Here is a 26,241-nt window from a genome sequence, read left to right as displayed (position 1 = left end):
GCGAGGTGCTCTGCAGGAACCTCATCACCGTGTTTCCCTCTCACTGACGATTAAGTGAACATTATCAAACGTATCCCGCCTTATCTGCCCAAATAGCCGTCCCAGTCTTTCCATACTGGTTGAAGACCTGCACGCACGATGGCCTGCGCTACGTCTTCAGGACGCCGTGAATCGTGGGGAGAAAATTGTTCCAGTTCAGGATGGTCATCGGCGTAGCCACCCGGTTGGGTTTTGGAGAAGGCGCTGACGTTGTTAATCGCGATAGGGATCGCATGATCGCGAAAGAACGGTGATTCACGTGTGGACAGCGACAATTCAATATCCGGCGCCAGCAAGCGGAATGCGCAAATCACCTGCATCAGCTGTGCTTCATCCATTAACGACGCCGGTTCAATGCCGCCTGCACAGGGGCGCAGGCGAGGAAACGAGATAGAATACCGGCTCTGCCAGTAGCGTTGTTGCAAGTGCAACAGGTGCTCTGCCACCATGTAGCAGTCGGTACGCCAGCTATTGGACAGGCCGATTAAGGCACCCAACCCGATCTTGTCGATCCCGGCACGGCCAAGCCGATCCGGTGTGGCAAGCCGCCAGTGGAAATCCTGCTTTTGTCCTTTTAGATGATGCAACTGGTAGGTCGCCGGATGATAGGTTTCCTGATAGACCATCACACCATCCAGCCCCAGTGCTTTTAATTCGGCGTACTCGTCCTGCGACAACGGCTGAACTTCGATCATCAGGGAACTGAAAAGCGGCCGGATTAGTGGAAAAACGCGCCGAAAATAGTCCATCCCCACTTTACGCTGGTGTTCACCTGTGACGAGCAGCAGGTGCTCAAACCCGAGTTCTTTGATAGCGGCGCATTCACGCAAGATCTCTGCCTCATCCAGCGTTTTACGCTTGATGTGGTTGCTCATCGAAAAGCCGCAGTAGGTACAGTCGTTAGAGCACAGATTGGACAAATACAGCGGGACATAGAAACTCACCGTATTGCCGAAACGCTGGCGGGTGAGCTGCTGCGCCCGCTGGGCAAGCGGTTCCAGATAGGCGCTGGCGGCAGGTGAAATGAGCGCCATAAAATCGTCACGCGTCAGGTGTGGTGCAGTGAGCGCCCGTTCAACATCCTGTGCGGTTTTGCCGTTGATGCGTAGCGTCAGGTCATCCCAGTCGAGCTGTTCCCAGACGGTTTGAAAATCGACGCTCATCTCACCGCCCCTTCCGTTTGCTGATGCAGAAAACCGGTGAGCGGGCTGGTGGCGCTGGCGACAAACTGCTTACTTCCCAGACCGGCCTGACGAGCAAGGCCACCAGCCTCGACTGCCAGCCGGAAGGCGCGCGCCATCGCGACGGGATCGTGAGCAACAGCGATGGCCGTGTTGACCAGCACGGCATCTGCTCCCATTTCCAGCGCATCGGCCGCCTGGCTGGGGGCGCCAATGCCTGCATCGACAATCACCGGAACGCGTGCCTGTTCGATGATGATGCGGAGAAAATCACGCGTTTGTAGCCCCTGGTTGGAGCCAATCGGTGCACCGAGAGGCATCACCGCCGCGCAGCCGACTTCTTCCAGCCGTTTGCACAGTACCGGGTCGGCTCCGCAGTAAGGCAGTACCGTGAATCCTTCTTTTACCAGCTGTTCAGCGGCCTTCAGCGTTTCGATGGGGTCGGGCAGCAGGTATTTTACATCGGGATGAATTTCCAGCTTCAGCCAGTGAGTCCCCAACGCCTCACGTGCCAGACGCGCTGCAAAAATGGCTTCGTCAGCGGTTTTGGCTCCTGACGTATTCGGCAGCAGCTTAATGCCGAGCTGGCGTAGCGGGGCGAGAATGGCGTCATTGCCGCCGTTCAGGTCAACGCGTTTCATCGCCATGGTAACCAACTGCGAACCGGAAGCCTCGAGTGCCGCCAGCATCAGTTCTGGCGTGGCGAATTTTCCGGTGCCAGTCAGCAGCCGTGAAGTTAATGTCGTATCGGCAATGTGCAGCATGTCATCCTCCCGCGATTGCCTGAAAAAGCAAAATATCATCACCGTCCTGGACCTGATGCTGTGACCAGGTGGCGTGCGGGATAATGGTCTGATTGATAGCCAGCGCCGTGCCGGGCTGGAGCCGGTTTATCTGGCTTAGCAGCGCTTCAACCGTGATGGCCTCTGGGAATTCAAAGGGCTCATCATTCAGCGTGATTCTCATGCTGCTCCCCCACAGACTGAGCAATGGGGGGCACGCGTGAGCTGGAGCGTGTTCCAGCTCTGCTGTTTGCCATTGAACATTCTCAGCTTGCCATCCAGCGCAGACGGCATACCTGCCAGCAGCTTGATCGCTTCCAGTGCCTGAAGTGTGCCAATTACGCCGACCACCGGACCCAGCACGCCTGCGGTACGGCAGTTGCGTTGTGGTTCGGTCGTATCGGGATAGAGGCAGGCGTAGCAGCCAGAGTGATAAGGCGGCGTGAAGACCGCGAGCTGACCGCTGAAACCGACGGCGCTTCCGCTGATGAGTGGCTTGCCTGCGCGAAAGCAGGCGGCGTTAACCGCGTGGCGAGTGACCATGTTGTCGCTGCAATCCAACACCAGATCGACGCGGCTGACAGCGTTATCTAATGTTTCACCGCTAAGCCTTTCAGTGAGTGCGATGGCTTCCGAGTGCGGATTTAACGCCTGTAGCTGACGCTGTGCCAGCACGGCTTTGGGTTTGTCGGTGTCGCTGGTGCGATACAGAATCTGGCGTTGCAGGTTGCTGATATGCAGTGCGTCATCGTCGGCAAGCAGCAGCGTGCCGATCCCTGCGGCAGCCAGATAGAGCGAAGCGGGCGCGCCCAGCCCACCCAGTCCGACTAGCAGAACGCAGGCGGCTTTGAGCTTATCCTGACCTTCCGGGCCAATATCTTCCAGCATGAGTTGACGGCTGTAGCGCATGAACTCGCTATCGCTCAGTCCGGCTGGCGTAGAGTGGTGATGCGTTACCATGTTATGCCTCCCGTCCTTCAATCATCCTGAGCAACGTTGCCGTCGCCTGACGCCAGTCCGGTGCCTGCGTAATGGCACTGACGACAGCAATGCTGCCGACGCCCGTTTTCAGCACCGCAGGGACTCTATCGATGCTGATACCGCCAATAGCCACGGTGGGAAAACGGTCTTGCAGATCGGTGATGTGGCGCGTCAGTTCAGCGAGCCCCTGCGGCGCTGATGGCATGTCTTTGGTTTGCGTGGGGAAAATATGGCCCAGTGCGATGTAGGACGGGTTTATCGCCACCGCGCGCGCCAGTTCACGATCGTCGTGCGTGGAGATGCCTAAGCGCAGACCCGCTTGTTTAATCGCGTCCAGATCGGCGGTGTCCAAATCTTCCTGACCCAAATGTACGCCGTACGCCTGATGTTTTACGGCTAATTTCCAATAGTCGTTGATGAAAAGCTGCGCCTGATAGCGACGACCCAAGGCGATCGCCTGGATCACATCGGCTTCGGCTTGTTCATCTGACCGATCTTTGATTCTTAGCTGGATTGTTTTCACCCCGACGCCGAGCAGGCGTTCGATCCACTCCACGCTATCGACAACGGGATAGAGCCCCAGCCGCTGTGCCGTTGGGGCAAAAGGCGTCGAGTCCGTCATTGGTTTTCCTCGGCTTGCAGGCTGGTGGCGCTGTGATACAGCTCGCTGCCGCGAGAGCGGAATTCCTGCGACATCTGTGCCATGCCTACTTCAATCGGTTTGGCTTCCGCTTCCTGTTTTGCGGCGTAGTCGCGCACTTCCTGTGAGATCTTCATCGAGCAGAATTTAGGGCCGCACATAGAGCAGAAGTGGGCGACTTTACCGGATTCCTGCGGCAGCGTTTCATCGTGGTAGGCGCGGGCCGTTTGGGGATCGAGCGCCAGATTGAACTGGTCTTCCCAGCGGAATTCGAAACGTGCTTTCGACATAGCGTTATCACGGATCTGCGCCCCAGGATGACCTTTTGCCAAATCTGCGGCGTGGGCGGCGATCTTGTAGGTAATTAGCCCCTGCTTAACGTCTTCTTTATTGGGTAAGCCAAGATGCTCCTTCGGCGTGACGTAACAGAGCATCGCGCAGCCGAACCAGCCGATCATGGCGGCGCCAATACCGGAGGTGAAGTGATCGTAACCCGGTGCGATATCGGTGGTTAACGGGCCGAGCGTATAGAACGGGGCTTCATGGCAGTGCTCCAGTTCTTCGGTCATGTTGCGGCGGATCATTTGCATTGGAACGTGGCCGGGGCCTTCGATCATCACCTGTACGTCGTATTCCCAGGCGATTTTGGTCAGCTCGCCCAGCGTATGCAGCTCGGCAAACTGGGCTTCGTCGTTAGCATCCTGAATAGAACCGGGGCGTAAACCATCACCCAGTGACAGCGCGACGTCATAAGCGGCGCAGATTTCACAGATTTCACGGAAGTGTTCGTACAGGAAGCTCTCTTTGTGATGCGACAGGCACCACTTCGCCATAATTGAGCCACCGCGCGAAACGATGCCGGTCAGGCGTTTGGCCGTCATCGGCACGTAGCGCAGCAGCACGCCGGCGTGGATAGTGAAATAGTCCACGCCCTGTTCCGCTTGCTCCAGCAGCGTGTCGCGGAACATTTCCCAGTTCAGGTTTTCCGCCACGCCGTTAACTTTTTCCAGCGCCTGATATATCGGTACGGTTCCGATTGGCACGGGACTGTTACGCAGAATCCACTCGCGGGTTTCATGAATATAGCGGCCGGTTGAGAGATCCATCACCGTATCCGCGCCCCAACGGGTAGACCAGACCAGCTTTTCCACCTCTTCTTCGATGGAGGATGTCACGGCGGAGTTACCGATGTTGGCATTAACCTTCACCAGAAAATTGCGTCCGATAATCATCGGCTCTGATTCTGGGTGGTTGATGTTGGAAGGGATGATGGCGCGCCCGGCGGCCACTTCCTGACGGACAAATTCCGGTGTGATGTTCTCTGGCAGGAGGGCGCCAAAACTTTGCCCTGGATGCTGCTGACGCAGCACGTCGGTGCGAATACGCTCGCGTCCCATATTTTCGCGAATGGCGATAAATTCCATTTCGGGGGTAATGATTCCCTGTCGCGCATAGTGGAGCTGGGTGACACGTTTGCCTGCTTTGGCACGCAGAGGCCGTGGCAAGTGTTCAAAGCGCAGATGATCAAGCCCCGCATCTGCCAGACGTTGCTGGGTGAAATCGGAGCTGACGCCAGAGAGCGCCTCGGTGTCGCTGCGTTCTGCAATCCAACTGGCGCGCAGCTTCGCTAAGCCAATGCGGACATCGGGTTGGGCTGCGGGGTCGCCATAAGGCCCTGACGTATCGTAAACCGGGATTGGTTCATTGGGCTCGTACTGGGGGTTGTCTTTGCTGCCGCCGAGTAGCGTCGGGCTGAGCTGAATTTCCCGCATCGGTACGGCGATATCGTCGCGCGAGCCCGTAAGATAAATGCGTTTGGAATTGGGAAAGGCCGTTCCCTGTAAGGTTTCAATAAACTGCTGGGCGGCGGCACGCTGCTCGCGGCGACCCGATTTTGACGACACTGTGTTTATAGACAAGGGTTCTGTAGACATAGCAAGTTCCTGTAAGACGTAAAGGGAAGATTGCTTGTCTGGAGCCGGAGGGAGTAATAATGATATCGAGTCTCAGCGCAGAAGATATGTGCAAATACGCAGCCTTGGGCTCAATCTCAATGAGGTGCATTACTCTTGTTCCCTTCGCAGGTATTAACCCGATCAGGTTCCGCGGATCCCGAATTAACGGTCTCAGCCTGTGCGCTCATAGGTTTCGTAAAACGATTGATTTCGTCAAACAAAACACGAGCACGCTAGGCACTCCGACAAGATTTGCCCGTTTCTTAAACGGGCGAATAAAACCCCTACACTGTATGACGACAAAACACGGATGTCAAAGCATGCTGGTTTTGCCTGTACAGCGTATAGCGATGTTCTTAAATAACGCTAAATGACCGCTAGTTGTCGTAAACCAGACGGATCATGTTGTCTTCTAACGTAAAACGCTCTTCCAGAGCTTCACCGACGCTGGAAAGCGCCTGCTGAAATTCGAGGCAGTTATCATGGTCGATGGCCGTCGCCAGATGGTTATCGTAAAACGTCATGATTTGCTGCGTGTTGCTTTGCAGGGCGAAATCGAGCTGGGTGGAAAGCGCTAAGAGCTGTTCGCTGTGTGTCGCTGCTTCATGCAGCATCTTTTCGTATAAATGAAAGTGGCCAGTAGAAAGGTAATCCACCAGATTCTGGCAAAAATTATCCAATGCTTCTTCATCCAGAAGAGAAAGCGCTTCCTTGTTCGGCTTGATGCCAACTAAATGATAGTAAGCCACCAGAAGCTGCTTACGCGCTTGTAGCCATTGGTCGATTAACGCATTATTGCCACCAACGTATTCAGTCAGACTTTGTAGCTGGTTTAGCATTGTTGACTCCGTGAACGGTAAGAAATAACTGAAATCCCAGTTATAAAACTTATGTAATCACTCTGAATGTAAAATGCCAGTGAAGTGGCAGTGGAGCAATAAAAAGATATGGAACAGACGCTAAAAGGTGATGAAACCGGCTGGTGGGTGGTTAGCGATGCGGTACAAATCTGGCTGCCCCAGGGAGAATTACCGTGCGGAACCGCGACGAAATGGTCGCTACAGGGGAAAACGGCTCGCCAAATTGGCGAATGGCAAGAACAGCCTGTCTGGCTGGTGTGTCAGGGGCGTGATACCGATATGGCATCGGTTCGCCAACTGCTCGATCAGGACGTGGGGCTATTCCAACTGGCGGGACGCGGTGTACAGCTGGCTGAGTTCTATCGCTCTCATCGTTTTTGCGGTTACTGCGGTCATGAAATGGTGCGGAGTAAAACGGAACTGGCGTGCTTATGCCACCACTGCAAAGAGCGTTATTATCCGCAGATCGCGCCCTGCATCATCGTCGCGATTCGTCGTGGCGAGGAAATCTTGCTGGCGCAGCACAACCGACATCGCGGAAACATGTACACCGTGCTGGCCGGGTTTGTGGAAGTGGGCGAAACGCTGGAACAAACGGTTGTACGTGAGGTGATGGAAGAGAGCCAGGTTCAGATAAAAAACCTGCGCTACGTGAGTTCGCAGCCCTGGCCCTTCCCTCATTCGTTGATGATGGCGTTTATGGCTGAGTATGCGGGTGGTGAAATCAAGCACGACCCGAAAGAGCTGCGTGATGCGGGCTGGTTCCGCTATGACCAACTCCCGCAGCTTCCGCCGCCGGGCACCGTGGCGCGTCGACTTATCGAAGATACGGTGGTGTTGTGCCGCGCTTATCACGAGAACGAAGGCTGACGTGATACTATTTGCGCCATGAATGGCACGCGTACATAACGTACTGGCGTCATAACGTATTCGTTTTATAAAGCGTTCGTTTTATAACGCATCCGTTTCATCACATCTATCCGGTGTCGAACCGCCGTGAGGTTGAAAGGAAAAGAACATGACTGATCTGAAAAACGATCGCTACTTGCGGGCGTTATTGCGCCAACCCGTTGATGTCACCCCGGTATGGATGATGCGTCAGGCGGGGCGTTATTTGCCTGAATATAAGGCAACGCGCGCGCAGGCGGGTGATTTTATGTCGCTGTGTAAAAACGCAGAACTGGCTTGCGAAGTCACGTTACAACCTTTACGACGCTATGCGCTGGATGCGGCGATCCTGTTCTCCGATATCCTGACTATTCCTGACGCCATGGGCTTAGGGCTCTATTTTGAAGCAGGGGAAGGCCCACGCTTTCACTCTCCCATCACGTCTCATGCCGATGTAGTTAACCTGCCGATTCCCGATCCTGAGCAGGAACTCGGTTATGTGATGAACGCAGTGCGGACGATCCGTAAAAACCTCGCCGGTGAAGTACCGTTGATCGGTTTCTCGGGCAGCCCGTGGACGCTGGCGACCTATATGGTTGAAGGCGGTAGCAGCAAAGCATTTACCGTCATCAAGAAAATGATGTTCGCTGAGCCTAAAACGTTACACCTGTTGCTGGATAAGCTGGCTGATAGCGTCATTCTTTATCTCAACGCGCAAATTCGCGCTGGCGCGCAGGCGGTCATGGTATTCGATACCTGGGGCGGCGCGTTGAGCGGACGTGACTACAAAGAATTCTCCCTGCGGTACATGCATAAGATTGTTGATGGTTTACAACGTGAGAACGAAGGTCGCCGAGTGCCTGTGACGCTCTTTACCAAAGGCGGAGGCCAGTGGCTGGAGGCGATGGCAGAAACGGGCTGTGACGCGCTGGGGCTGGACTGGACGAGCGATATTGCCGACGCACGCCGTCGGGTCGGCGATAGAGTGGCGCTACAGGGTAATATGGATCCGTCGATGTTGTATGCCGATCCTGCACGGATCGAACAGGAAGTGGCATCGATCCTTGCTGGATTTGGGCAAGGTAACGGACATGTTTTCAATCTGGGTCACGGCATTCATCAGGACGTGCCGCCGGAGCATGCGGGCGTGTTTGTTGAGGCCGTGCATCGGTTGTCCCGCCCTTATCACGCATGATTCACAGGGGGTGATGTGATTGATACACAACAGCTGCGGGCGGAGCAACTGGCCCGCGCTTCTGATGTGATTCGGCACGACGATTTACCTTTTGAGCAGCCTGCGTTTATCGCGGGTGCGGATGTTGGCTTTGAGCAAGAAGGGTCGGTAACTCGCGCGGCGATTGCGGTAATGCGCTATCCTTCGTTGGAGCTGGTAGAATACAAGATTGCGCGTATCAGCACGACGATGCCCTACATCCCCGGTTTTCTTTCGTTTCGTGAATGCCCTGGGCTGTTAGCTGCGTGGGGGCTACTTGAACAGAAGCCGGATTTGTTGTTTGTCGATGGGCATGGGATTTCTCACCCACGGCGTCTCGGCGTTGCCAGCCATTTTGGTTTGCTGGTCGATGTTCCGACGATTGGTGTGGCAAAAAGTCGGCTGTGCGGTCGATTTGAACCGTTGGCGGAGAGCGTCGGCAGCCAGCAGCCGTTACTGGATAAGGGTGAGCAGATTGGCTGGGTATGGCGCGGCAAAGCGCGCTGTAACCCGCTGTTCGTGGCGACGGGGCATCGAGTCAGTCAGGACAGCGCATTGCACTGGGTACAATCCTGTATGCGTGGCTACCGTTTACCGGAGCCGACCCGTTGGGCTGATGCGGTTGCATCGAATCGCCCCGCATTTGTGCGTTGGCAGCGACAGCAAGCCGCTAACGTATTGTCGTAAAACTTTAGGAATTCAGGCATAGGGCGTCATTGTTATTTCAGGTACACTGCCGTCCGTCGCTGTTAATGAGCATAAAAATGTTACGTAACCCCATTCATTTACGTCTGGAAAAACTGGCAAGCTGGCAACATGTCACTTTCATGGCATGTCTTTGTGAACGTATGTATCCCAATTACCACGAATTCTGTCGTCAAACAGAGTTTGGTGATGCGATGGTTTACCGCCGCATTCTCGATTTGGTATGGGAAACATTAGTGGTTAAAGATGCGAAGGTTAATTTCGATAGCCAACTGGAAAAGCTGGAAGAAGCGATTCCCGCCGCGGAAGATTATGATCTTTACGGAGTCTATCCGGCTATTGATGCCTGTATCGCGTTGGGTGAGTTAATTCACTCACGCTTGAGTGGTGAAACGCTGGAACATGCGATAGCCATTAGCGAAACGTCTATCCGCACGGTTGCCATGTTGGAAATGACGCAGGCAGGCAAAGAAATGACCGACGATGAGCTAAAGGTTTTGCCTGCAATTGAAGAAGAATGGGACATCCAATGGGAGATTTTTCGCCTGTTGGCGGCTTGTGAAGAACGCGATATTGAGCTGATAAAAGGGCTCCGTTCCGATCTGCGCGAGGCCGGAAGTAGTAACATCGGGATAAATTTGCATCAATAACGCGATAAAACGTGATTTAAGGCCTGAAATGGCCTGTCTTTAGGCTTCACATTCGCACCCTGTCTGGTCTACATTTGGGGGGCGTAAAAAAAGTGGCTGTCGGTGCGTGTATGCAGGAGAGTGCTACCACACCCTGAAAAGGGAAATGGCATATCCGTCGCACTCGATGCTTAGCAAGCGATAAACACACTGTAAGGATAACTTATGAATAAGACTCAACTGATTGATGTAATTGCGGACAAAGCTGATCTGTCAAAAGCACAGGCTAAAGCAGCTCTGGAATCAACTCTGGCGGCAATTACCGAGTCTCTGAAAGAAGGTGATGCAGTACAATTAGTTGGTTTTGGTACGTTTAAAGTCAACCATCGTAATGAGCGCACTGGCCGCAACCCACAAACCGGTAAAGAAATCAAAATTGCTGCTGCCAACGTGCCAGCGTTTGTTTCTGGCAAGGCTCTGAAAGACGCTGTTAAATAAGCCCATGTCGGTTAAAAGTTTAAGCAGAGGGGCGTTTTCGCCCCTTTTGCTTTTACGACGCTGGTGTGGCGTAGGCCTCATGCTTACTGCTGTGGTGGCCTGTAGTAGCCGCACCGCACCGCCGGAATTTTTCGCCAGCGGTTACGTAGCCGATCGCGGTATCGTGCGTTTGTGGCGTAAAGACGATGCGCAGAATACGACGGCGTTGACCACCGTGTTCAACCCGCTTCAGGGCAATGCGCTGGTGGTGACTCGCTATACGTTCCAGCAGGACAAGCTACGCGAGATACAGCGTAATCAGCTTGGGACGCAAAAAGAAGATATGCGTTTGCGCTTTGCAGAAGATGGAACCGTCAGCTTTATGCAGCGGCAACTTGCTGAAAGACGTGAATCGGTTTCTGATGATGATGTTGCGCTCTACCAGTTTGATGCTAAGCGCATGCTGGAGTTGAGCGATGTCCTGCGTGCAGGCAAGGTGATCTTAAAACAAGGGAAATGGCTGGAAGGCCAGGTGCAGTCTTGCGACGGCACGGTGGTTCGCCCTGATTTTGACAATGATTCGCGTGAATGGATCGCGGAGCAAAAAATGCATGCAACGCGTCCGCTAAATGTCGCATGGCTGGAAGCGCCGGAAGGAACACAGTTATTGCTGGTGGTGGAGGATGATGTCTGCCAGTGGCAGCCTAAATAGCGATTAAAAAACCCGGATTTCTCCGGGCTTCAGTATTGATCAGACAATCGTTTATCGGAGCATGGCTTATCAGGCTTGCTCGCGCTCAATGGCACGATAGCCGATGTCTTTGCGACAGAATACCCCTTGCCACTGAATACCCGCTGCTATTTCATAAGCGCGTTGCTGCGCTTCAGCCACGGTATTACCCAATGCGGTGACGCACAGTACGCGGCCGCCGCTGGTAACGACATTAATACCGTTCAGCTTGGTACCCGCATGAAAGACTTTGCCATCTTCTGCATCCTGCTGCGGTAAACCGGAAATCACATCGCCCGTGTTGTAGTCAGCCGGGTAGCCGCCTGCGGCCAATACCACACCCAGAGACGGACGATCATCCCAGACGGAATCTTTCTGATCCAGCGTGCCGTCACAGGCTGCCAGACACAGTTCCACCAAATCGGAACGCAGACGCAGCATAATTGGCTGTGTTTCTGGATCGCCAAAGCGACAGTTGAATTCGATCACTTTTGGCTGACCATCGGCAGAAATCATCAGGCCTGCATACAGGAAACCGACGTAAGTATTTCCCTCTGCAGCCATGCCGTTTACGGTCGGCCAGATCACCTGATCCATCACGCGCTGGTGGATTTCATCAGTCACGACCGGAGCTGGAGAATAAGCGCCCATGCCGCCAGTATTTGGGCCCGTATCTTTATCTCCAACGCGTTTATGATCCTGACTGGTTGCCATCGGCAGCACATTCTTGCCATCCACCATCACAATGAAGCTGGCTTCTTCGCCATCAAGGAATTCTTCCACCACGATACGGTGTCCGGCATCGCCGAATGCATTGCCCGCCAGCATATCCTGAATGGCGTTTTCTGCTTCCTGCAACGTCATGGCGACAATAACGCCTTTGCCTGCGGCTAATCCATCCGCCTTGATGACGATAGGCGCACCTTTGCGGCGAACATAAGCCAGCGCGGGTTCAACTTCAGTGAAGTTTTGGTATTCCGCTGTTGGGATATTGTGGCGTGCCAGAAAATCTTTGGTGAAGGCTTTAGAGCCTTCCAGTTGTGCTGCGGCCTGCGACGGACCAAAGATTTTTAGACCTGCGCTCTGAAACGCATCCACCACACCGATAACTAACGGTGTCTCCGGGCCAACGATGGTTAAATCGATGTGGTTCTCTTGCGCAAAAGCGACGAGCGCTGGAACATCAGTTGCGGCGATATCAACGTTGGTCAGCGCGGCTTCAAGTGCGGTGCCCGCATTTCCCGGAGCGACATAAACGCGTTTCGCCAGTGGTGACTGTGCGGCTTTCCAGGCCAGCGCGTGCTCGCGTCCGCCATTACCAATTACTAAAATGTTCATTTCGGTCAGCTCCAAAATTAATGGCGGAAGTGGCGCATGTCGGTAAAGATCATCGCAATGCCGTGTTCGTTGGCGGCAGCAATAACTTCATCATCACGAATGGACCCGCCCGGTTGAATCACGCAGGTAATACCAACGGCAGCGGCGGCATCAATACCATCACGGAATGGGAAGAATGCATCGGAGGCCATGGCGGAACCTTTTACTTCCAGCCCTTCATCACCCGCTTTGATTCCGGCGATTTTCGCTGAGTAAACGCGGCTCATCTGACCGGCGCCTATCCCGATGGTCATGTTATCGCGTGCGTACACGATCGCATTGGATTTAACGAATTTAGCCACTTTCCAGCAGAAGAGGGCATCGCGTAATTCCTGCTCGCTCGGTTGGCGCTCTGTCACGACACGCAGTTGAGACGCGTCGACCATACCCAAATCGCGATCTTGTACCAGCAAACCGCCGTTGACGCGTTTGAAATCCAGACCAGGAACACGTTGCTGCCAGCTACCACTGGTCAGGACACGTACGTTTTGTTTGGCTGCGGTCACCTTCAATGCGGCCTCACTGGCAGATGGCGCAATAATCACTTCGACAAACTGACGGCTGATAATAGCCTGTGCGGTTTCTTCATCCAGCTCGCGGTTGAAAGCGATAATGCCGCCGAATGCAGATGTCGGGTCGGTTTTATAGGCGCGTTCGTAGGCATCAAGAATTGAGCCGCCAATGGCGACGCCACAGGGGTTCGCATGTTTAACGATAACGCAGGCTGGTTCGGCAAATTCCTTCACACATTCCAGCGCTGCATCGGTATCGGCGATGTTGTTATAAGACAGCGCCTTTCCTTGTAACTGCGTAGACGTGGCGACAGATGCCTCGTGAAGATTCTCTTCTATATAGAAGGCAGCTTGCTGATGGCTGTTCTCGCCGTAGCGCATGTCCTGCTTTTTGATGTAGTTCAGGTTCAACGTGCGTGGGAAGTTACCTGATGGTTTATCGGTTTCGCCGTGGTAAGGCGGAACCAATGCGCCAAAGTAGTTGGCAATCATGCTGTCGTACGCTGCAGTATGTTCGAAGGCTTTAATCGCTAAATCGAAACGGGTTTCGTAGGTCAATGAACCTTCGTTGGCGTCGATTTCATTAATAATGGCGCTGTAGTCGCTGCTCTTGACCACAATAGCCACATCTTTATGGTTCTTGGCGGCGGAGCGAACCATCGTCGGGCCGCCGATATCGATATTCTCAACTGCATCTTCTAATGTGCAGTTCTCACGGGCAACGGTCTGGGCAAACGGATACAGATTCACAACGACGATATCAATCGGCTTGATGTCGTGCTGCGTCATGATCGCATCATCTTGATCGCGTCGTCCCAGAATGCCGCCGTGTACTTTCGGGTGCAGGGTCTTTACACGCCCATCCATCATTTCCGGGAAACCGGTGTAGTCAGAGACTTCTGTCACCGCTAAGCCAGCATCGGCCAGCAAACGGGCGGTTCCTCCGGTTGAAAGGAGCTCGACGCCACGGTGGGACAGAGCTTGAGCAAATTCGACAATACCTGCTTTGTCAGAAACGCTGAGCAGAGCGCGGCGAATTGGACGGCGTTGTTGCATGATGATGTTATCCCCTGGATTTGGGTAGTCAGTAAAGAACGGTATGTGAATATCGTCTTTGTCAGAGCAATAATTGCGGAATAAAGAGAAATATTCAGTTAGCGTTCGCAAAAACACGACGATTTTGAACGGGGTGAATTGTAGCGAAAACGTTTGCGTGATGCTCGTCAATTTTTGAGTAGAATGCTTTCTGTGGATAAGTTTGTGCAAAAAAAGGTATAAGGCGGGGTTTTGCTGTGGAATGCAGCAAACAGTCATTTTTCTTTAAAATACCTATTGCGACAGGTCGAGAAGTCCCTATAATGCGCCTCCATCGACACGGCGCTGTGAATCACAACCGGGTCGGTAAAGAAAGAGAAAACGCTTTAAAATAAGCGTTGACTCTGAAGGTGAAAAGCGTAATATACGCCACCTCGCGAAGCGGTTAAGGCTGCAACGCACTGCTCTTTAACAATTTAATCAGACAATCTGTGTGGGCACTCACAAGACCGTATCTTAACGATATAAAAAGTCTTGAAGAGTGAACAACAGTAAATTCATTACGAATAAACAGTTACTAATTCTTTGAGCATCGCTGACGAGTTCAGCAAATCAAACAAATCTTAAATTGAAGAGTTTGATCATGGCTCAGATTGAACGCTGGCGGCAGGCCTAACACATGCAAGTCGAGCGGTAGCACAGAGAGCTTGCTCTCGGGTGACGAGCGGCGGACGGGTGAGTAATGTCTGGGAAACTGCCTGATGGAGGGGGATAACTACTGGAAACGGTAGCTAATACCGCATAACGTCTTCGGACCAAAGAGGGGGACCTTCGGGCCTCTTGCCATCAGATGTGCCCAGATGGGATTAGCTAGTAGGTGAGGTAATGGCTCACCTAGGCGACGATCCCTAGCTGGTCTGAGAGGATGACCAGCCACACTGGAACTGAGACACGGTCCAGACTCCTACGGGAGGCAGCAGTGGGGAATATTGCACAATGGGCGCAAGCCTGATGCAGCCATGCCGCGTGTGTGAAGAAGGCCTTCGGGTTGTAAAGCACTTTCAGCGGGGAGGAAGGCGATGAGATTAATACTCTCATCGATTGACGTTACCCGCAGAAGAAGCACCGGCTAACTCCGTGCCAGCAGCCGCGGTAATACGGAGGGTGCAAGCGTTAATCGGAATGACTGGGCGTAAAGCGCACGCAGGCGGTTTGTTAAGTCAGATGTGAAATCCCCGAGCTTAACTTGGGAACTGCATTTGAAACTGGCAAGCTAGAGTCTTGTAGAGGGGGGTAGAATTCCAGGTGTAGCGGTGAAATGCGTAGAGATCTGGAGGAATACCGGTGGCGAAGGCGGCCCCCTGGACAAAGACTGACGCTCAGGTGCGAAAGCGTGGGGAGCAAACAGGATTAGATACCCTGGTAGTCCACGCTGTAAACGATGTCGATTTGGAGGTTGTGCCCTTGAGGCGTGGCTTCCGGAGCTAACGCGTTAAATCGACCGCCTGGGGAGTACGGCCGCAAGGTTAAAACTCAAATGAATTGACGGGGGCCCGCACAAGCGGTGGAGCATGTGGTTTAATTCGATGCAACGCGAAGAACCTTACCTACTCTTGACATCCAGAGAACTTAGCAGAGATGCTTTGGTGCCTTCGGGAACTCTGAGACAGGTGCTGCATGGCTGTCGTCAGCTCGTGTTGTGAAATGTTGGGTTAAGTCCCGCAACGAGCGCAACCCTTATCCTTTGTTGCCAGCGGTTCGGCCGGGAACTCAAAGGAGACTGCCAGTGATAAACTGGAGGAAGGTGGGGATGACGTCAAGTCATCATGGCCCTTACGAGTAGGGCTACACACGTGCTACAATGGCGTATACAAAGAGAAGCGACCTCGCGAGAGCAAGCGGACCTCATAAAGTACGTCGTAGTCCGGATTGGAGTCTGCAACTCGACTCCATGAAGTCGGAATCGCTAGTAATCGTAGATCAGAATGCTACGGTGAATACGTTCCCGGGCCTTGTACACACCGCCCGTCACACCATGGGAGTGGGTTGCAAAAGAAGTAGGTAGCTTAACCTTCGGGAGGGCGCTTACCACTTTGTGATTCATGACTGGGGTGAAGTCGTAACAAGGTAACCGTAGGGGAACCTGCGGTTGGATCACCTCCTTACCAAGAAGATGTGTGTTAAGTGAAGTGCTCACACAGATTGTCTGATGAAAATAATGAGCAAAAGCGTCAACAAAGTACGGTGTCGTGTCCCCTTCGTCTAGAGGCCTAGGACACCGCCCTTTCACGGCGGTAACAGGGGTTCGAATCCCCTAGGGGACGCCAGCGCATCCGACCATTCCGGTGAAAGCGGGGGTCTTCAGTAAGTCAACTACTTACCTCATATCTTAAAACTGATTAGCAATAGTCAGGGTTTAAGATATTGCTCTTTAACAATCTGGAACAAGCTGAAAATTGAAACATGACAGCTGAACGTGCGTTGATACCTTTGGGTGTCGATGGCGATGCAGTCTGTCAATGAGTCTCTCAAATAATCGCAGCGCGACAGTGACTTTGATTTATCAAAGACACCTTCGGGTTGTGAGGTTAAGCGACTAAGCGTACACGGTGGATGCCTAGGCAGTCAGAGGCGATGAAGGGCGTGCTAATCTGCGATAAGCGTCGGTAAGCTGATATGAAGCGTTATACCCGACGATACCCGAATGGGGAAACCCAGTGTGTTTCGACACACTATCATTATGTGAATACATAGCGTAATGAGGCGAACCGGGGGAACTGAAACATCTCAGTACCCCGAGGAAAAGAAATCAACCGAGATTCCCCTAGTAGCGGCGAGCGAACGGGGAAGAGCCCAGAACCTGAATCAGTTTGTGTGTTAGTGGAAGCGTCTGGAAAGTCGCACAGTAAAGGGTGATAGTCCCGTACACAAAAATGCACAAGTTGTGAGTTCGATGAGTAGGGCGGGACACGTGACATCCTGTCTGAATATGGGGGGACCATCCTCCAAGGCTAAATACTCCTGACTGACCGATAGTGAACCAGTACCGTGAGGGAAAGGCGAAAAGAACCCCGGCGAGGGGAGTGAAATAGAACCTGAAACCGTGTACGTACAAGCAGTGGGAGCATCCTTCGGGGTGTGACTGCGTACCTTTTGTATAATGGGTCAGCGACTTATATTCTGTAGCAAGGTTAACCGAATAGGGGAGCCGCAGGGAAACCGAGTCTTAACTGGGCGTTAAGTTGCAGGGTATAGACCCGAAACCCGGTGATCTAGCCATGGGCAGGTTGAAGGTTGGGTAACACTAACTGGAGGACCGAACCGACTAATGTTGAAAAATTAGCGGATGACTTGTGGCTGGGGGTGAAAGGCCAATCAAACCGGGAGATAGCTGGTTCTCCCCGAAAGCTATTTAGGTAGCGCCTCGTGAACTCATCTTCGGGGGTAGAGCACTGTTTCGGCTAGGGGGTCATCCCGACTTACCAACCCGATGCAAACTACGAATACCGAAGAATGTTATCACGGGAGACACACGGCGGGTGCTAACGTTCGTCGTGAAGAGGGAAACAACCCAGACCGCCAGCTAAGGTCCCAAAGTCATGGTTAAGTGGGAAACGATGTGGGAAGGCATAGACAGCCAGGATGTTGGCTTAGAAGCAGCCATCATTTAAAGAAAGCGTAATAGCTCACTGGTCGAGTCGGCCTGCGCGGAAGATGTAACGGGGCTAAACCATGCACCGAAGCTGCGGCAGCGACACTTAGTGTTGTTGGGTAGGGGAGCGTTCTGTAAGCCTGCGAAGGTGGCCTGTGAGGGTTGCTGGAGGTATCAGAAGTGCGAATGCTGACATAAGTAACGATAATGCGGGTGAAAAACCCGCACGCCGGAAGACCAAGGGTTCCTGTCCAACGTTAATCGGGGCAGGGTGAGTCGACCCCTAAGGCGAGGCTGAAAAGCGTAGTCGATGGGAAACAGGTTAATATTCCTGTACTGGGTGTTACTGCGAAGGGGGGACGGAGAAAGCTAGGTTATCCGGGCGACGGTTGTCCCGGTTTAAGCGTGAAGGTGGGTGACTTTGGTAAATCCGGGTCATCATTAACACTGAGGCGTGATGACGAGTCACTACGGTGATGAAGTAACTGATGCTACGCTTCCAGGAAAAGCCTCTAAGCTCCAGGTAACACCGAATCGTACCCCAAACCGACACAGGTGGTCAGGTAGAGAATACTCAGGCGCTTGAGAGAACTCGGGTGAAGGAACTAGGCAAAATGGTGCCGTAACTTCGGGAGAAGGCACGCTGATGGTAAGTGAAGTGACTTGCTCATGGAGCTGAAATCAGTCGAAGATACCAGCTGGCTGCAACTGTTTAATAAAAACACAGCACTGTGCAAACACGAAAGTGGACGTATACGGTGTGACGCCTGCCCGGTGCCGGAAGGTTAATTGATGGGGTCAGCCGCAAGGCGAAGCTCTTGATCGAAGCCCCGGTAAACGGCGGCCGTAACTATAACGGTCCTAAGGTAGCGAAATTCCTTGTCGGGTAAGTTCCGACCTGCACGAATGGCGTAATGATGGCCAGGCTGTCTCCACCCGAGACTCAGTGAAATTGAACTCGCTGTGAAGATGCAGTGTACCCGCGGCAAGACGGAAAGACCCCGTGAACCTTTACTATAGCTTGACACTGAACCTTGAGCCTTGATGTGTAGGATAGGTGGGAGGCTTTGAAGTGTGGACGCCAGTCTGCATGGAGCCAACCTTGAAATACCACCCTTTAATGTTTGATGTTCTAACGTAGACCCGTAATCCGGGTTGCGGACAGTGTCTGGTGGGTAGTTTGACTGGGGCGGTCTCCTCCCAAAGCGTAACGGAGGAGCACGAAGGTTAGCTAATCCTGGTCGGACATCAGGAGGTTAGTGCAAAGGCATAAGCTAGCTTGACTGCGAGAGTGACAGCTCGAGCAGGTGCGAAAGCAGGTCTTAGTGATCCGGTGGTTCTGAATGGAAGGGCCATCGCTCAACGGATAAAAGGTACTCCGGGGATAACAGGCTGATACCGCCCAAGAGTTCATATCGACGGCGGTGTTTGGCACCTCGATGTCGGCTCATCACATCCTGGGGCTGAAGTAGGTCCCAAGGGTATGGCTGTTCGCCATTTAAAGTGGTACGCGAGCTGGGTTTAGAACGTCGTGAGACAGTTCGGTCCCTATCTGCCGTGGGCGTTGGAAGATTGAGAGGGGTTGCTCCTAGTACGAGAGGACCGGAGTGAACGCACCACTGGTGTACGGGTTGTGATGCCAATTGCATTGCCCGGTAGCTAAGTGCGGAAGAGATAACCGCTGAAAGCATCTAAGCGGGAAACTTGCCTCGAGATGAGTCTTCCCTGGGCACTAGATGCCCCTGAAGGGCCGTTGAAGACGACGACGTAGATAGGCTGGGTGTGTAAGCGTAGCGATACGTTGAGCTAACCAGTACTAATGACCCGAGAGGCTTAACCTTACAACACCGAAGGTGTTTTGTGAGACGACTCATAGAGAACGATATTCAGCTTGTTCAAAGATTGGTTCTGATGGTTACGGAGATGACAAAGAAAAAAGTCATGTTAAGTAACGGTCGGAATAAAACAGAATTTGCCTGGCGGCGATAGCGCGGTGGTCCCACCTGACCCCATGCCGAACTCAGAAGTGAAACGCCGTAGCGCCGATGGTAGTGTGGGGCTTCCCCATGTGAGAGTAGGGAACTGCCAGGCATCAAACAAGTGGAAAGCCCCTGTCGGAAGACAGGGGCTTTTTGCTGTGCGCGTTGCGGAGAGTGCTGTATATATATCCGCTGCCTGCCAGCAGTTCGTATGACAGACAGGTGAATGGATGGTTGTTGAGGATGCAGAAATCCATTTTTTACCAGCGACTATTCAATGGCTTAGTGTGAAAGCTGTCTACCTGATGTCGCCCGTACTCATGAAGCTATAGCGAGAGCTATTTACTGGTGCTTTGGGGAAAGCCTGCGTGGATACGCAGGCTGATTGTTCTGGATTAGTGCAGGATCTGCGAGAGAAATGACTGCGTGCGTTCTGAGCGAGGGCTGGAAAAGAAGATATCCGGTGGTGCTTGTTCCACGATCTCTCCCTGATCCATAAAGATCACCCGGTCAGCCACGGTTCTTGCGAACCCCATCTCATGCGTTACGCACAGCATCGTCATTCCATCTTGTGCCAGCCCCAGCATGGTATCTAACACTTCTTTCACCATTTCAGGATCCAGCGCGGACGTCGGTTCGTCGAACAGCATAATCTTGGGCTTCATGCACAGCGAGCGCGCGATGGCCACACGCTGCTGCTGCCCTCCGGATAGCTGCCCTGGAAATTTATGCGCATGTGCGGCGATACGCACACGTTCCAGATAGTGCATTGCCAGTTCTCCCGCTTCTTTCTTCGGCATATTGCGCACCCAGCATGGCGCCAGTGTGCAGTTTTGCAACACGGTTAAGTGGGGGAAAAGATTGAAGTGCTGAAAAACCATGCCGACTTCAGTGCGAATTTTTTCGATATTGCGTAAATCGTTATTCAACTCAATACCGTCAACAACAATCCGACCCTGCTGATGTTCTTCGAGATGGTTAATACAGCGTATGGTGGTTGATTTCCCCGAGCCGGAGGGGCCGCACAGCACAATGCGTTCCCCCTGTCGGACCTGCAAATTAATATCTTTAAGCACATGAAATTGCCCGTACCACTTATTCACATTTTCTAAGGTAATCATGTGATCGGTTGATTGAGTTAATGCAGTCTGATTCATGGATGGCCTCAGTGTGACTTGTGTCCGGTGTTAAAACGACTTTCCAGATGTTGGCTATAGCGCGACATGCTGAAACAGAAAATCCAGTAGACCATAGCGGCGAAGACATAGCCTTCCGTCGACATGCCCAGCCAGGTGGGGTCAACCGTTGCCTGTTGGATGCTGCTGAAGAGATCGAAAAGGCCGATGATGATCACCAGACTCGTGTCTTTAAAGAGCGAAATAATGGTATTCACCAGGCCTGGGATAACCATTTTCAGTGCTTGCGGGAGAATGACCAGCCCCTGCATGCGCCAATAGCCTAAGCCCAGAGATTCAGCGGCTTCGTACTGCCCTTTAGGTAGCGCCTGCAAACCTCCGCGAACGACCTCGGCGACATAGGCGGACTGGAATAAAATAACGCCGACTAGCGCCCTGAGCAGTTTGTCGATCGTGGTGCCTTCCGTTAAAAACAGTGGCAGCATCACGGATGACATAAAAAGTACGGTGATGAGTGGTACGCCGCGCCAGAACTCGATGAAGACAACGGAAAGCATACGAACGATCGGCAGCGTGGAACGTCGCCCTAATGCGAGCAAGATGCCAAGCGGTAAGGCACCCGCGATACCCACGGCGGCGATAATCAGCGTTAACGTGAGCCCGCCCCACTGATAGGTTTCCACTCGGCTGAGCCCACCAAAACCGCCGTAAAGCAACCACCAGGCAATGAGCGGATAAGCCACTGCCCAGACGGCAATGTAGCGTCCGCGATAGGGGATACTTTTCAGGAACATCGGCAGGATACTGAGTAGTGCGATGGTGAGGGCAAAGTTGATGCGCCAGATCTCCGCTGCCGGGTACAGGCCATACATAAAATGCCCAAATCTAGCGTGAATGAAGACCCAACAGGCGCCGTCACGCGTACAGTCATTACGGGTGGTGCCAATCCAATTTGCCTGAAAGATCGCCCAATTGAGCAGAGGCGGTATGGCAACCCACAATAGCCAGAGGCAAAACAGCGTTAACAGGCTATTACTGATACTGGAGAAGAGATTACGCCGTGCCCACTGCATCGCTCTGAACAGAGAAGACTGACGGCCTTGCGTATAATGGTTCATCGTCATGACGTCCTCTTAGCGTTCGACTAATGCGATCTTGCGGTTATACAGGTTCATCAGCAGCGAGATCAGCAGACTGATAATGAGGTAGACCGACATGGTAATGGCGATGGTCTCAATGGCCTGACCGGTCTGATTGAGCACCGTTCCCGCGAACAGCGACACCATATCGGGATAGCCAATCGCGGCAGCCAGCGAAGAGTTTTTCACAATATTCAGATACTGGCTGGTCAGTGGAGGAATGATGACGCGTAGCGCCTGTGGGAGGATCACTTTGCGCAGCGTAACGGGATTCGGTAATCCGAGAGAGCGTGCCGCCTCGTGTTGACCGTGAGAAACTGATTGGATGCCTGAACGAATGATCTCGGCGATAAACGATGAGGTGTAGACCGACAGGGCGACGGTTAATGCCGCCAGTTCAGGGATAAGCACCATACCGCCGCGGAAATTAAACCCTTTTAATTCCGGCATGTCCCAGTGAAAGGCCGCGCCAAAAATCAGATGGCTGAGTGCACACAGCCCAAGCAACAGGCTTAGTGCCAGCGGCCAGGTTCTGCGTGGCTGACCGGTTAACGCATGATAGCGCTGGTTACGCCGAAAAACGCCCCATGTCACGACCAACGTAATAATGAGAGAAAGAAAAAATGGCGCTGCACCCGGCCCCAATTCAGGAGAGGGCAGATAGAAGCCACGATTGCTGAGAAAGGCGACATCAAAGGCGCTGATTGACTGACGTGGTCCCGGCAGATTTCGCAGTACGGCAAAATACCAGAAGAAGATCTGCAATAGCGGCGGGATATTACGGAATATCTCAATATAAACGTTAGATATTTTCCGTAATAGCCAGTTATCGGACAACCGGGCAAGGCCAACGGTAAAGCCGAGAATCGACGCAAACACGATACACAATGCCGAAACCAGTAGCGTGTTGAATAGCCCAACAAGGAAAACACGGGCGTAGGTGTCGCCTTGTTGATAGTCAATCAGGTGTTGGACGATGCCAAAGCCAGCGCTTTTATTCAGGAAATCGAAGCCAGAGGTGATGCCCCTCTGTGCCAGATTGGTCACGGTGTTGTGCAACAGGTAGGCTGCGACAGCCAATACAGCGATAACAACGACAATTTGATACAGCCAGGCGCGCACCGCTGGATTAGTCAGTGATAAATCACCTTTTACGGTTGGGCGTTGTAGCATGCTGGAACCTCGATACGGGGTACTGAGGGGCGCAGCAATACACTGCGCCCGGTTTTTTCTGATAATTAACGTACCGCTGGCGCGTACTGGATCCCGCCTTTGTTCCACAGTTCGTTCAGGCCACGCTTAATTTTCAACTCGCTGCCCATACCGACATTACGTTCAAAGATTTCGCCGTAGTTACCGACCTGTTTGATGATTTTGAATGCCCAGTCGTTCGGTAATTTGAGATCTTTACCGTAGCTGCCTTCGTGACCAAGCAGGTGGGACATATCTGGCGTGGTGGGTTTTGCTGCCAACTGGTCGACGTTTTTGGAGGTCACACCCATCTCTTCGGCATTCAGCATCGCGAACAGTGTCCAGCGGACGATCGAGAACCACTCTTCATCACCACGACGTACCACCGGGCCCAGCGGCTCTTTAGAGATGACTTCTGGCAGGACGATAAATTCGGCAGGTTTGCTCAGCTTGATACGTAGTGCGTACAGCTGTGACTGGTCTGATGCCAACGTATCGCAGCGGCCAGATTCCAGCGCTTTGGCACTTTCATCAGAGCGGTCGAACGTGACAGGTGTGTACTGCATCTTATGGGTTTTGAAGTAGTCAGCGACGTTCAGTTCGGTATCGGTACCCGCCTGAATACAAACGGTTGCGCCGTCCAGCTCTTTGGCGCTGGTTAAGCCTGCTTTGTTGTGCGTCAGGAAGCCAATGCCGTCGTAGTAGGTGACGCCGGTAAAGAGCATGCCCATGCCGCCGTCACGGGAGGAGGTCCAGGTCGTGTTGCGTGACAGCACGTCAACTTCGCCGGATTGCAGCGCAGTGAAACGCTCTTTTGCCGTCAGCGGCGTATATTTGACTTTATTGGCATCGCCGAATACGGCGGCAGCAAGTCCGCGGCACACGTCAACATCAATACCGGAGTATTTGCCGCTGGCGTCTGCATAGGAAAAACCGGGCAAGCCATCGCTGATACCGCATTGCACAAATCCTTTCTTCTGAATGGCGTCCAGCGTTGCACCAGCATGGGCTTGATTGATTGCGGCAAAGAGTGACGCGCCAGCAACCAGAGTAGAAATCACTATTCTTTTCATAATCATCCTAGCGTCTAAAGTTATTTGCTGTTTTTGAAGTACACAATAAAGGTGCACCCTACCTGTCTGTCGGGATGCCGACGTGAGCAGAGCGAAGCAAATAAAATGCCAATTCTCTATTTGATTGATAAACAAGACGAAAATGAAGGGTTATTGATCTAAGTAGGTAATTCTAAATAGGTATGAGCGCACCGTGATAAATGCAAAGCGGGTGATGCGCCCTTTTTTGGTGCGTCAAAATGGAGAGCGCGAGATGCCTTCAGTCACTCTACGCGTTTATCAGATGTGGAGAACAGTGAACAAGGCTGAATATTAAGTCGGAGGGGGCATCAGCCCAGCGGTGGCGTGGGCTGATATCGGGAAATGTTAGTGTGTGATGTGGCGCTGATAATACTTTTCGAGCTTAACCTGTAGCTGGCTCAGCACGGTGCTGAACATCAGATAAATCAGCGCAGCCTCGACATACAGAATCAGAGGCTCATAGGTCACGGAAACGATGCGTTGAGCGGATAAAAACATCTCAGGTACCGTGATCACTGCGGCCAGCGACGTATCCTTGATTAAGGAAATAAACGTATTGGAGAGCGGCGGTAGTGACACAAAAACGGATTGCGGGAAGATAACCCAACGAATCGCCTGCCTGCCGTTCATACCGAGAGAATAGGCGGCATTCCATTGGCCTTTCGGGACAGACAAAATGGCCCCACGGACGATCTCCGAGCTATAAGCGCCCACGCTGATGGTGAAACCAATGAGTGCAGCAGGGAAGGCATCCAGAGTAATCCCCGCGCTGGGCAGACCATAAAAAATCAGGAAAAGCTGCACTAGTAACGGTGTGCCACGAATGACCCAAACGTAGAAATCACCCAGCCATTTCAGCGGCTTGGGGCCATAAAGGCGAACCAGCGCGATGATAATGCCGAGGGCTAAGCCAAAGATGAAAGACAGAATCGCCAGAGGGACAGTAAATTTAAGTCCCGCAGAAAGCAGACTCCAAAAGGAGTCTGCCATGAGTTGTAGCCAAGGCGGCATGAAAACGAGCTCCGATAACGGTATGCGCTGATAACAGTGCGATTATTGAGAAACATCCTCCCCGAAGTATCGCACAGATATCGTTTTATAGGTGCCGTCTGCTTTGATTTCATCCAGAGCTTTATTCAAGGCTTCCACCAGTGGTGCCTGGTTTTTGCGCACCAGAATCGCGGAAGGTTCGCCGTCTTTTGAGGTCGCGGCAATCTTCACGTTGGCATCCGGTTTCTGCTTTTTGAAATCCAGGAATGACAGATTATCGTTTAACGTGGCGTCAGCACGACCGCTGAGAACCAGATCCAGCGACTGGTTAAAACCGTCCGTCGGCACAATGTCCGCACCGTAGCTGGTGGCTTGCTTAGAGTAATTACTGGTCAGGCTCTGAGCTGCTTTTTTGCCTTTCAGATCGCTGAAATCTTTGAGGGTGGTGTTATCGCCACGGACAACCAGCACCGCCTTGGAATCGATATACGGCTTGGAGAAATCATACTTGGCCTGACGCTCTTTGGTGACGCCAACCTGATTGATGACCGCATCGTAGCGCTTGGCATCAATACCGGCGATTAACCCGTCCCAACGCCCTTCAATAAACTGGGCTTTCACGCCGAGTTTTTCTGCCACCGCACGGCCAATATCCACATCGAAACCAACCAACTGGCCTGACTTATCATGATAGGTGTAAGGCGCGTAGGTGCCTTCTGTGCCGATCTTGAGAACGCCTGCGGACTTGATGTCGCTAAGGTCATCGGCATGAGCGAATACGCTGGTAGCAAGCAGGGCGCTGGTCAGTAAAGCAAAACGTATTTTTTTCATTATGAATTCCTGTGAATAGAGTGCGGTCATGCGCTTATAACTTTTGTTAATAACGAATCTACGCGACAAAACATCTGTTTATAAATCACGTTGTGTGATTATTTATATCAGAAGTGAATATAGTACTTATGGTGTGCGTACTGTTGTCGCGAGTCTTACTTTTGTAGTGAATATAGTGCGTCTAACACGTTTTAACCATGTTGAGTTAAAGAACGATAGAAAAAG

At 52.7% G+C, this 26,241-nt stretch carries 21 protein-coding genes, 1 tRNA gene, 3 rRNA genes and 1 riboswitch; of the genes, 10 read left to right on the top strand and 15 right to left on the bottom strand.

The genetic code is table 11. The features are described 5' to 3' along the window. Nucleotides 1-80: 80 nt before the first annotated feature. The 7 genes from thiH to rsd all read right to left on the bottom strand — a co-directional run bounded on the left by thiH (nucleotide 81) and on the right by rsd (nucleotide 6,417). Nucleotides 81-1,202, bottom strand: coding sequence for a 2-iminoacetate synthase ThiH (gene thiH, locus AB8809_RS22270; RefSeq protein ID WP_181830630.1), 1,122 nt, complete (start codon nucleotides 1,200-1,202; stop codon nucleotides 81-83). Then, entirely contained in the window at nucleotides 1,199-1,984 is a 786-nt protein-coding gene (locus AB8809_RS22265) for a thiazole synthase (protein ID WP_349854432.1), read from the bottom strand. The genes thiH and AB8809_RS22265 overlap by 4 nt, the downstream gene beginning before the upstream one ends. A gap of 1 nt (nucleotide 1,985) precedes the next feature. Next, nucleotides 1,986-2,186, bottom strand: coding sequence for a sulfur carrier protein ThiS (gene thiS, locus AB8809_RS22260; RefSeq protein ID WP_010285513.1), 201 nt, complete (start codon nucleotides 2,184-2,186; stop codon nucleotides 1,986-1,988). Then, the gene (locus AB8809_RS22255; protein WP_349854431.1) at nucleotides 2,183-2,962 is read right to left on the bottom strand and encodes a HesA/MoeB/ThiF family protein; all 780 of its coding nucleotides are present in this window, start codon (nucleotides 2,960-2,962) and stop codon (nucleotides 2,183-2,185) included. Before AB8809_RS22255 ends, thiS begins: the two co-directional genes overlap by 4 nt. 1 nt (nucleotide 2,963) lies before the next feature. Next, nucleotides 2,964-3,605, bottom strand: a complete 642-nt coding sequence (thiE, locus tag AB8809_RS22250) for a thiamine phosphate synthase (protein ID WP_349854430.1) — start codon at nucleotides 3,603-3,605, stop codon at nucleotides 2,964-2,966. Continuing rightward, nucleotides 3,602-5,557 (bottom strand): phosphomethylpyrimidine synthase ThiC, encoded by a 1,956-nt coding sequence (gene thiC, locus AB8809_RS22245; protein WP_349854429.1) that lies wholly within the window; start codon nucleotides 5,555-5,557, stop codon nucleotides 3,602-3,604. The genes thiE and thiC overlap by 4 nt, the downstream gene beginning before the upstream one ends. A 122-nt stretch (nucleotides 5,558-5,679) precedes the next feature. Beyond that, a riboswitch (TPP riboswitch) is annotated at nucleotides 5,680-5,833 on the bottom strand. A gap of 122 nt (nucleotides 5,834-5,955) precedes the next feature. Continuing rightward, on the bottom strand, nucleotides 5,956-6,417 hold the full coding sequence (rsd, locus tag AB8809_RS22240) for a sigma D regulator (protein ID WP_349854428.1): 462 nt from the start codon (nucleotides 6,415-6,417) through the stop codon (nucleotides 5,956-5,958). Nucleotides 6,418-6,525: 108 nt separating this feature from the next. Between rsd and nudC the strand changes: the two genes are divergently transcribed. The 6 genes from nudC to AB8809_RS22210 all read left to right on the top strand — a co-directional run bounded on the left by nudC (nucleotide 6,526) and on the right by AB8809_RS22210 (nucleotide 11,062). Continuing rightward, nucleotides 6,526-7,308: an NAD(+) diphosphatase gene (gene nudC / locus AB8809_RS22235; RefSeq protein ID WP_012772947.1), complete on the top strand. Its 783-nt coding sequence runs from the start codon at nucleotides 6,526-6,528 to the stop codon at nucleotides 7,306-7,308. 148 nt (nucleotides 7,309-7,456) lie between these two features. Beyond that, nucleotides 7,457-8,521, top strand: coding sequence for a uroporphyrinogen decarboxylase (gene hemE / locus AB8809_RS22230; RefSeq protein WP_180779702.1), 1,065 nt, complete (start codon nucleotides 7,457-7,459; stop codon nucleotides 8,519-8,521). 15 nt (nucleotides 8,522-8,536) lie between these two features. Further along, nucleotides 8,537-9,226, top strand: a complete 690-nt coding sequence (gene nfi, locus AB8809_RS22225) for a deoxyribonuclease V (RefSeq protein ID WP_349854427.1) — start codon at nucleotides 8,537-8,539, stop codon at nucleotides 9,224-9,226. A gap of 77 nt (nucleotides 9,227-9,303) precedes the next feature. Continuing rightward, the gene (locus AB8809_RS22220; protein WP_012772950.1) at nucleotides 9,304-9,894 is read left to right on the top strand and encodes a YjaG family protein; all 591 of its coding nucleotides are present in this window, start codon (nucleotides 9,304-9,306) and stop codon (nucleotides 9,892-9,894) included. Between the two features lie 204 nt (nucleotides 9,895-10,098). Beyond that, nucleotides 10,099-10,371, top strand: a complete 273-nt coding sequence (hupA, locus tag AB8809_RS22215) for a nucleoid-associated protein HU-alpha (protein WP_005970302.1) — start codon at nucleotides 10,099-10,101, stop codon at nucleotides 10,369-10,371. Between the two features lie 4 nt (nucleotides 10,372-10,375). After that, nucleotides 10,376-11,062 carry a DUF1481 domain-containing protein gene (locus tag AB8809_RS22210; RefSeq protein ID WP_320701791.1) on the top strand — a complete coding sequence of 229 codons (687 nt, stop codon included), beginning with the start codon at nucleotides 10,376-10,378 and terminating at the stop codon, nucleotides 11,060-11,062. Nucleotides 11,063-11,131: 69 nt separating this feature from the next. Here the strand turns inward: AB8809_RS22210 and purD are convergent, their stop codons facing one another. Together purD and purH are read right to left on the bottom strand one after the other, a co-directional pair. Further along, the gene (gene purD, locus AB8809_RS22205) at nucleotides 11,132-12,418 is read right to left on the bottom strand and encodes a phosphoribosylamine--glycine ligase (RefSeq protein ID WP_349854426.1); all 1,287 of its coding nucleotides are present in this window, start codon (nucleotides 12,416-12,418) and stop codon (nucleotides 11,132-11,134) included. A gap of 17 nt (nucleotides 12,419-12,435) precedes the next feature. Then, nucleotides 12,436-14,025, bottom strand: a complete 1,590-nt coding sequence (purH, locus tag AB8809_RS22200; protein WP_349854425.1) for a bifunctional phosphoribosylaminoimidazolecarboxamide formyltransferase/IMP cyclohydrolase — start codon at nucleotides 14,023-14,025, stop codon at nucleotides 12,436-12,438. A 604-nt stretch (nucleotides 14,026-14,629) separates the two neighbouring features. Between purH and AB8809_RS22195 the strand changes: the two genes are divergently transcribed. From AB8809_RS22195 to rrf, 4 genes are all read left to right on the top strand, one after another. Continuing rightward, nucleotides 14,630-16,169 (top strand): 16S ribosomal RNA (locus AB8809_RS22195). 86 nt (nucleotides 16,170-16,255) lie between these two features. Next, a tRNA-Glu gene (locus AB8809_RS22190) sits at nucleotides 16,256-16,331 on the top strand. Nucleotides 16,332-16,590: 259 nt separating this feature from the next. Next, nucleotides 16,591-19,497 (top strand): 23S ribosomal RNA (locus tag AB8809_RS22185). Nucleotides 19,498-19,631: 134 nt separating this feature from the next. Next, nucleotides 19,632-19,747: ribosomal RNA gene (gene rrf, locus AB8809_RS22180) — 5S ribosomal RNA — on the top strand. Together the 16S, 23S and 5S rRNA genes with 1 tRNA gene alongside form the textbook arrangement of a ribosomal RNA operon. 283 nt (nucleotides 19,748-20,030) lie before the next feature. Here rrf and AB8809_RS22175 read toward each other — a convergent pair. From AB8809_RS22175 to AB8809_RS22150, 6 genes are all read right to left on the bottom strand, one after another. Next, complete coding sequence (locus AB8809_RS22175; RefSeq protein ID WP_349856799.1) at nucleotides 20,031-20,792, bottom strand: amino acid ABC transporter ATP-binding protein; 762 nt, start codon at nucleotides 20,790-20,792, stop codon at nucleotides 20,031-20,033. Nucleotides 20,793-20,800: 8 nt separating this feature from the next. Next, on the bottom strand, nucleotides 20,801-21,895 hold the full coding sequence (locus AB8809_RS22170) for an amino acid ABC transporter permease (RefSeq protein WP_349856798.1): 1,095 nt from the start codon (nucleotides 21,893-21,895) through the stop codon (nucleotides 20,801-20,803). 9 nt (nucleotides 21,896-21,904) lie between these two features. Further along, nucleotides 21,905-23,083 (bottom strand): amino acid ABC transporter permease, encoded by a 1,179-nt coding sequence (locus AB8809_RS22165; protein ID WP_349856797.1) that lies wholly within the window; start codon nucleotides 23,081-23,083, stop codon nucleotides 21,905-21,907. A gap of 65 nt (nucleotides 23,084-23,148) precedes the next feature. After that, nucleotides 23,149-24,174 (bottom strand): amino acid ABC transporter substrate-binding protein, encoded by a 1,026-nt coding sequence (locus AB8809_RS22160; protein ID WP_005975324.1) that lies wholly within the window; start codon nucleotides 24,172-24,174, stop codon nucleotides 23,149-23,151. 366 nt (nucleotides 24,175-24,540) lie between these two features. Next, nucleotides 24,541-25,206 (bottom strand): amino acid ABC transporter permease, encoded by a 666-nt coding sequence (locus tag AB8809_RS22155; RefSeq protein ID WP_010681530.1) that lies wholly within the window; start codon nucleotides 25,204-25,206, stop codon nucleotides 24,541-24,543. A gap of 42 nt (nucleotides 25,207-25,248) precedes the next feature. Continuing rightward, on the bottom strand, nucleotides 25,249-26,016 hold the full coding sequence (locus AB8809_RS22150) for an amino acid ABC transporter substrate-binding protein (RefSeq protein WP_180791993.1): 768 nt from the start codon (nucleotides 26,014-26,016) through the stop codon (nucleotides 25,249-25,251). Nucleotides 26,017-26,241: the final 225 nt, after the last annotated feature.

The organism is Pectobacterium aroidearum, assembly GCF_041228105.1.
GTDB classification, from domain to species: domain Bacteria; phylum Pseudomonadota; class Gammaproteobacteria; order Enterobacterales; family Enterobacteriaceae; genus Pectobacterium; species Pectobacterium aroidearum.
The sequence above is the reverse complement of the archived record's forward strand: the minus strand, read 5'-3'. Positions and strand labels throughout refer to the sequence as shown.

Coding starts and splice junctions, on each gene's coding strand:
- thiH (WP_181830630.1), bottom strand. CDS start 1,202: ATGAGCGTCGATTTTCAAACCGTCTGGGAACAGCTCGACTGGGATGAC.
- AB8809_RS22265 (WP_349854432.1), bottom strand. CDS start 1,984: ATGCTGCACATTGCCGATACGACATTAACTTCACGGCTGCTGACTGGC.
- thiS (WP_010285513.1), bottom strand. CDS start 2,186: ATGAGAATCACGCTGAATGATGAGCCCTTTGAATTCCCAGAGGCCATC.
- AB8809_RS22255 (WP_349854431.1), bottom strand. CDS start 2,962: ATGGTAACGCATCACCACTCTACGCCAGCCGGACTGAGCGATAGCGAG.
- thiE (WP_349854430.1), bottom strand. CDS start 3,605: ATGACGGACTCGACGCCTTTTGCCCCAACGGCACAGCGGCTGGGGCTC.
- thiC (WP_349854429.1), bottom strand. CDS start 5,557: ATGTCTACAGAACCCTTGTCTATAAACACAGTGTCGTCAAAATCGGGT.
- rsd (WP_349854428.1), bottom strand. CDS start 6,417: ATGCTAAACCAGCTACAAAGTCTGACTGAATACGTTGGTGGCAATAAT.
- nudC (WP_012772947.1), top strand. CDS start 6,526: ATGGAACAGACGCTAAAAGGTGATGAAACCGGCTGGTGGGTGGTTAGC.
- hemE (WP_180779702.1), top strand. CDS start 7,457: ATGACTGATCTGAAAAACGATCGCTACTTGCGGGCGTTATTGCGCCAA.
- AB8809_RS22220 (WP_012772950.1), top strand. CDS start 9,304: ATGTTACGTAACCCCATTCATTTACGTCTGGAAAAACTGGCAAGCTGG.
- hupA (WP_005970302.1), top strand. CDS start 10,099: ATGAATAAGACTCAACTGATTGATGTAATTGCGGACAAAGCTGATCTG.
- AB8809_RS22210 (WP_320701791.1), top strand. CDS start 10,376: ATGTCGGTTAAAAGTTTAAGCAGAGGGGCGTTTTCGCCCCTTTTGCTT.
- purD (WP_349854426.1), bottom strand. CDS start 12,418: ATGAACATTTTAGTAATTGGTAATGGCGGACGCGAGCACGCGCTGGCC.
- purH (WP_349854425.1), bottom strand. CDS start 14,025: ATGCAACAACGCCGTCCAATTCGCCGCGCTCTGCTCAGCGTTTCTGAC.
- AB8809_RS22175 (WP_349856799.1), bottom strand. CDS start 20,792: ATGAATCAGACTGCATTAACTCAATCAACCGATCACATGATTACCTTA.
- AB8809_RS22170 (WP_349856798.1), bottom strand. CDS start 21,895: ATGACGATGAACCATTATACGCAAGGCCGTCAGTCTTCTCTGTTCAGA.
- AB8809_RS22165 (WP_349856797.1), bottom strand. CDS start 23,083: ATGCTACAACGCCCAACCGTAAAAGGTGATTTATCACTGACTAATCCA.
- AB8809_RS22160 (WP_005975324.1), bottom strand. CDS start 24,174: ATGAAAAGAATAGTGATTTCTACTCTGGTTGCTGGCGCGTCACTCTTT.
- AB8809_RS22155 (WP_010681530.1), bottom strand. CDS start 25,206: ATGCCGCCTTGGCTACAACTCATGGCAGACTCCTTTTGGAGTCTGCTT.
- AB8809_RS22150 (WP_180791993.1), bottom strand. CDS start 26,016: ATGAAAAAAATACGTTTTGCTTTACTGACCAGCGCCCTGCTTGCTACC.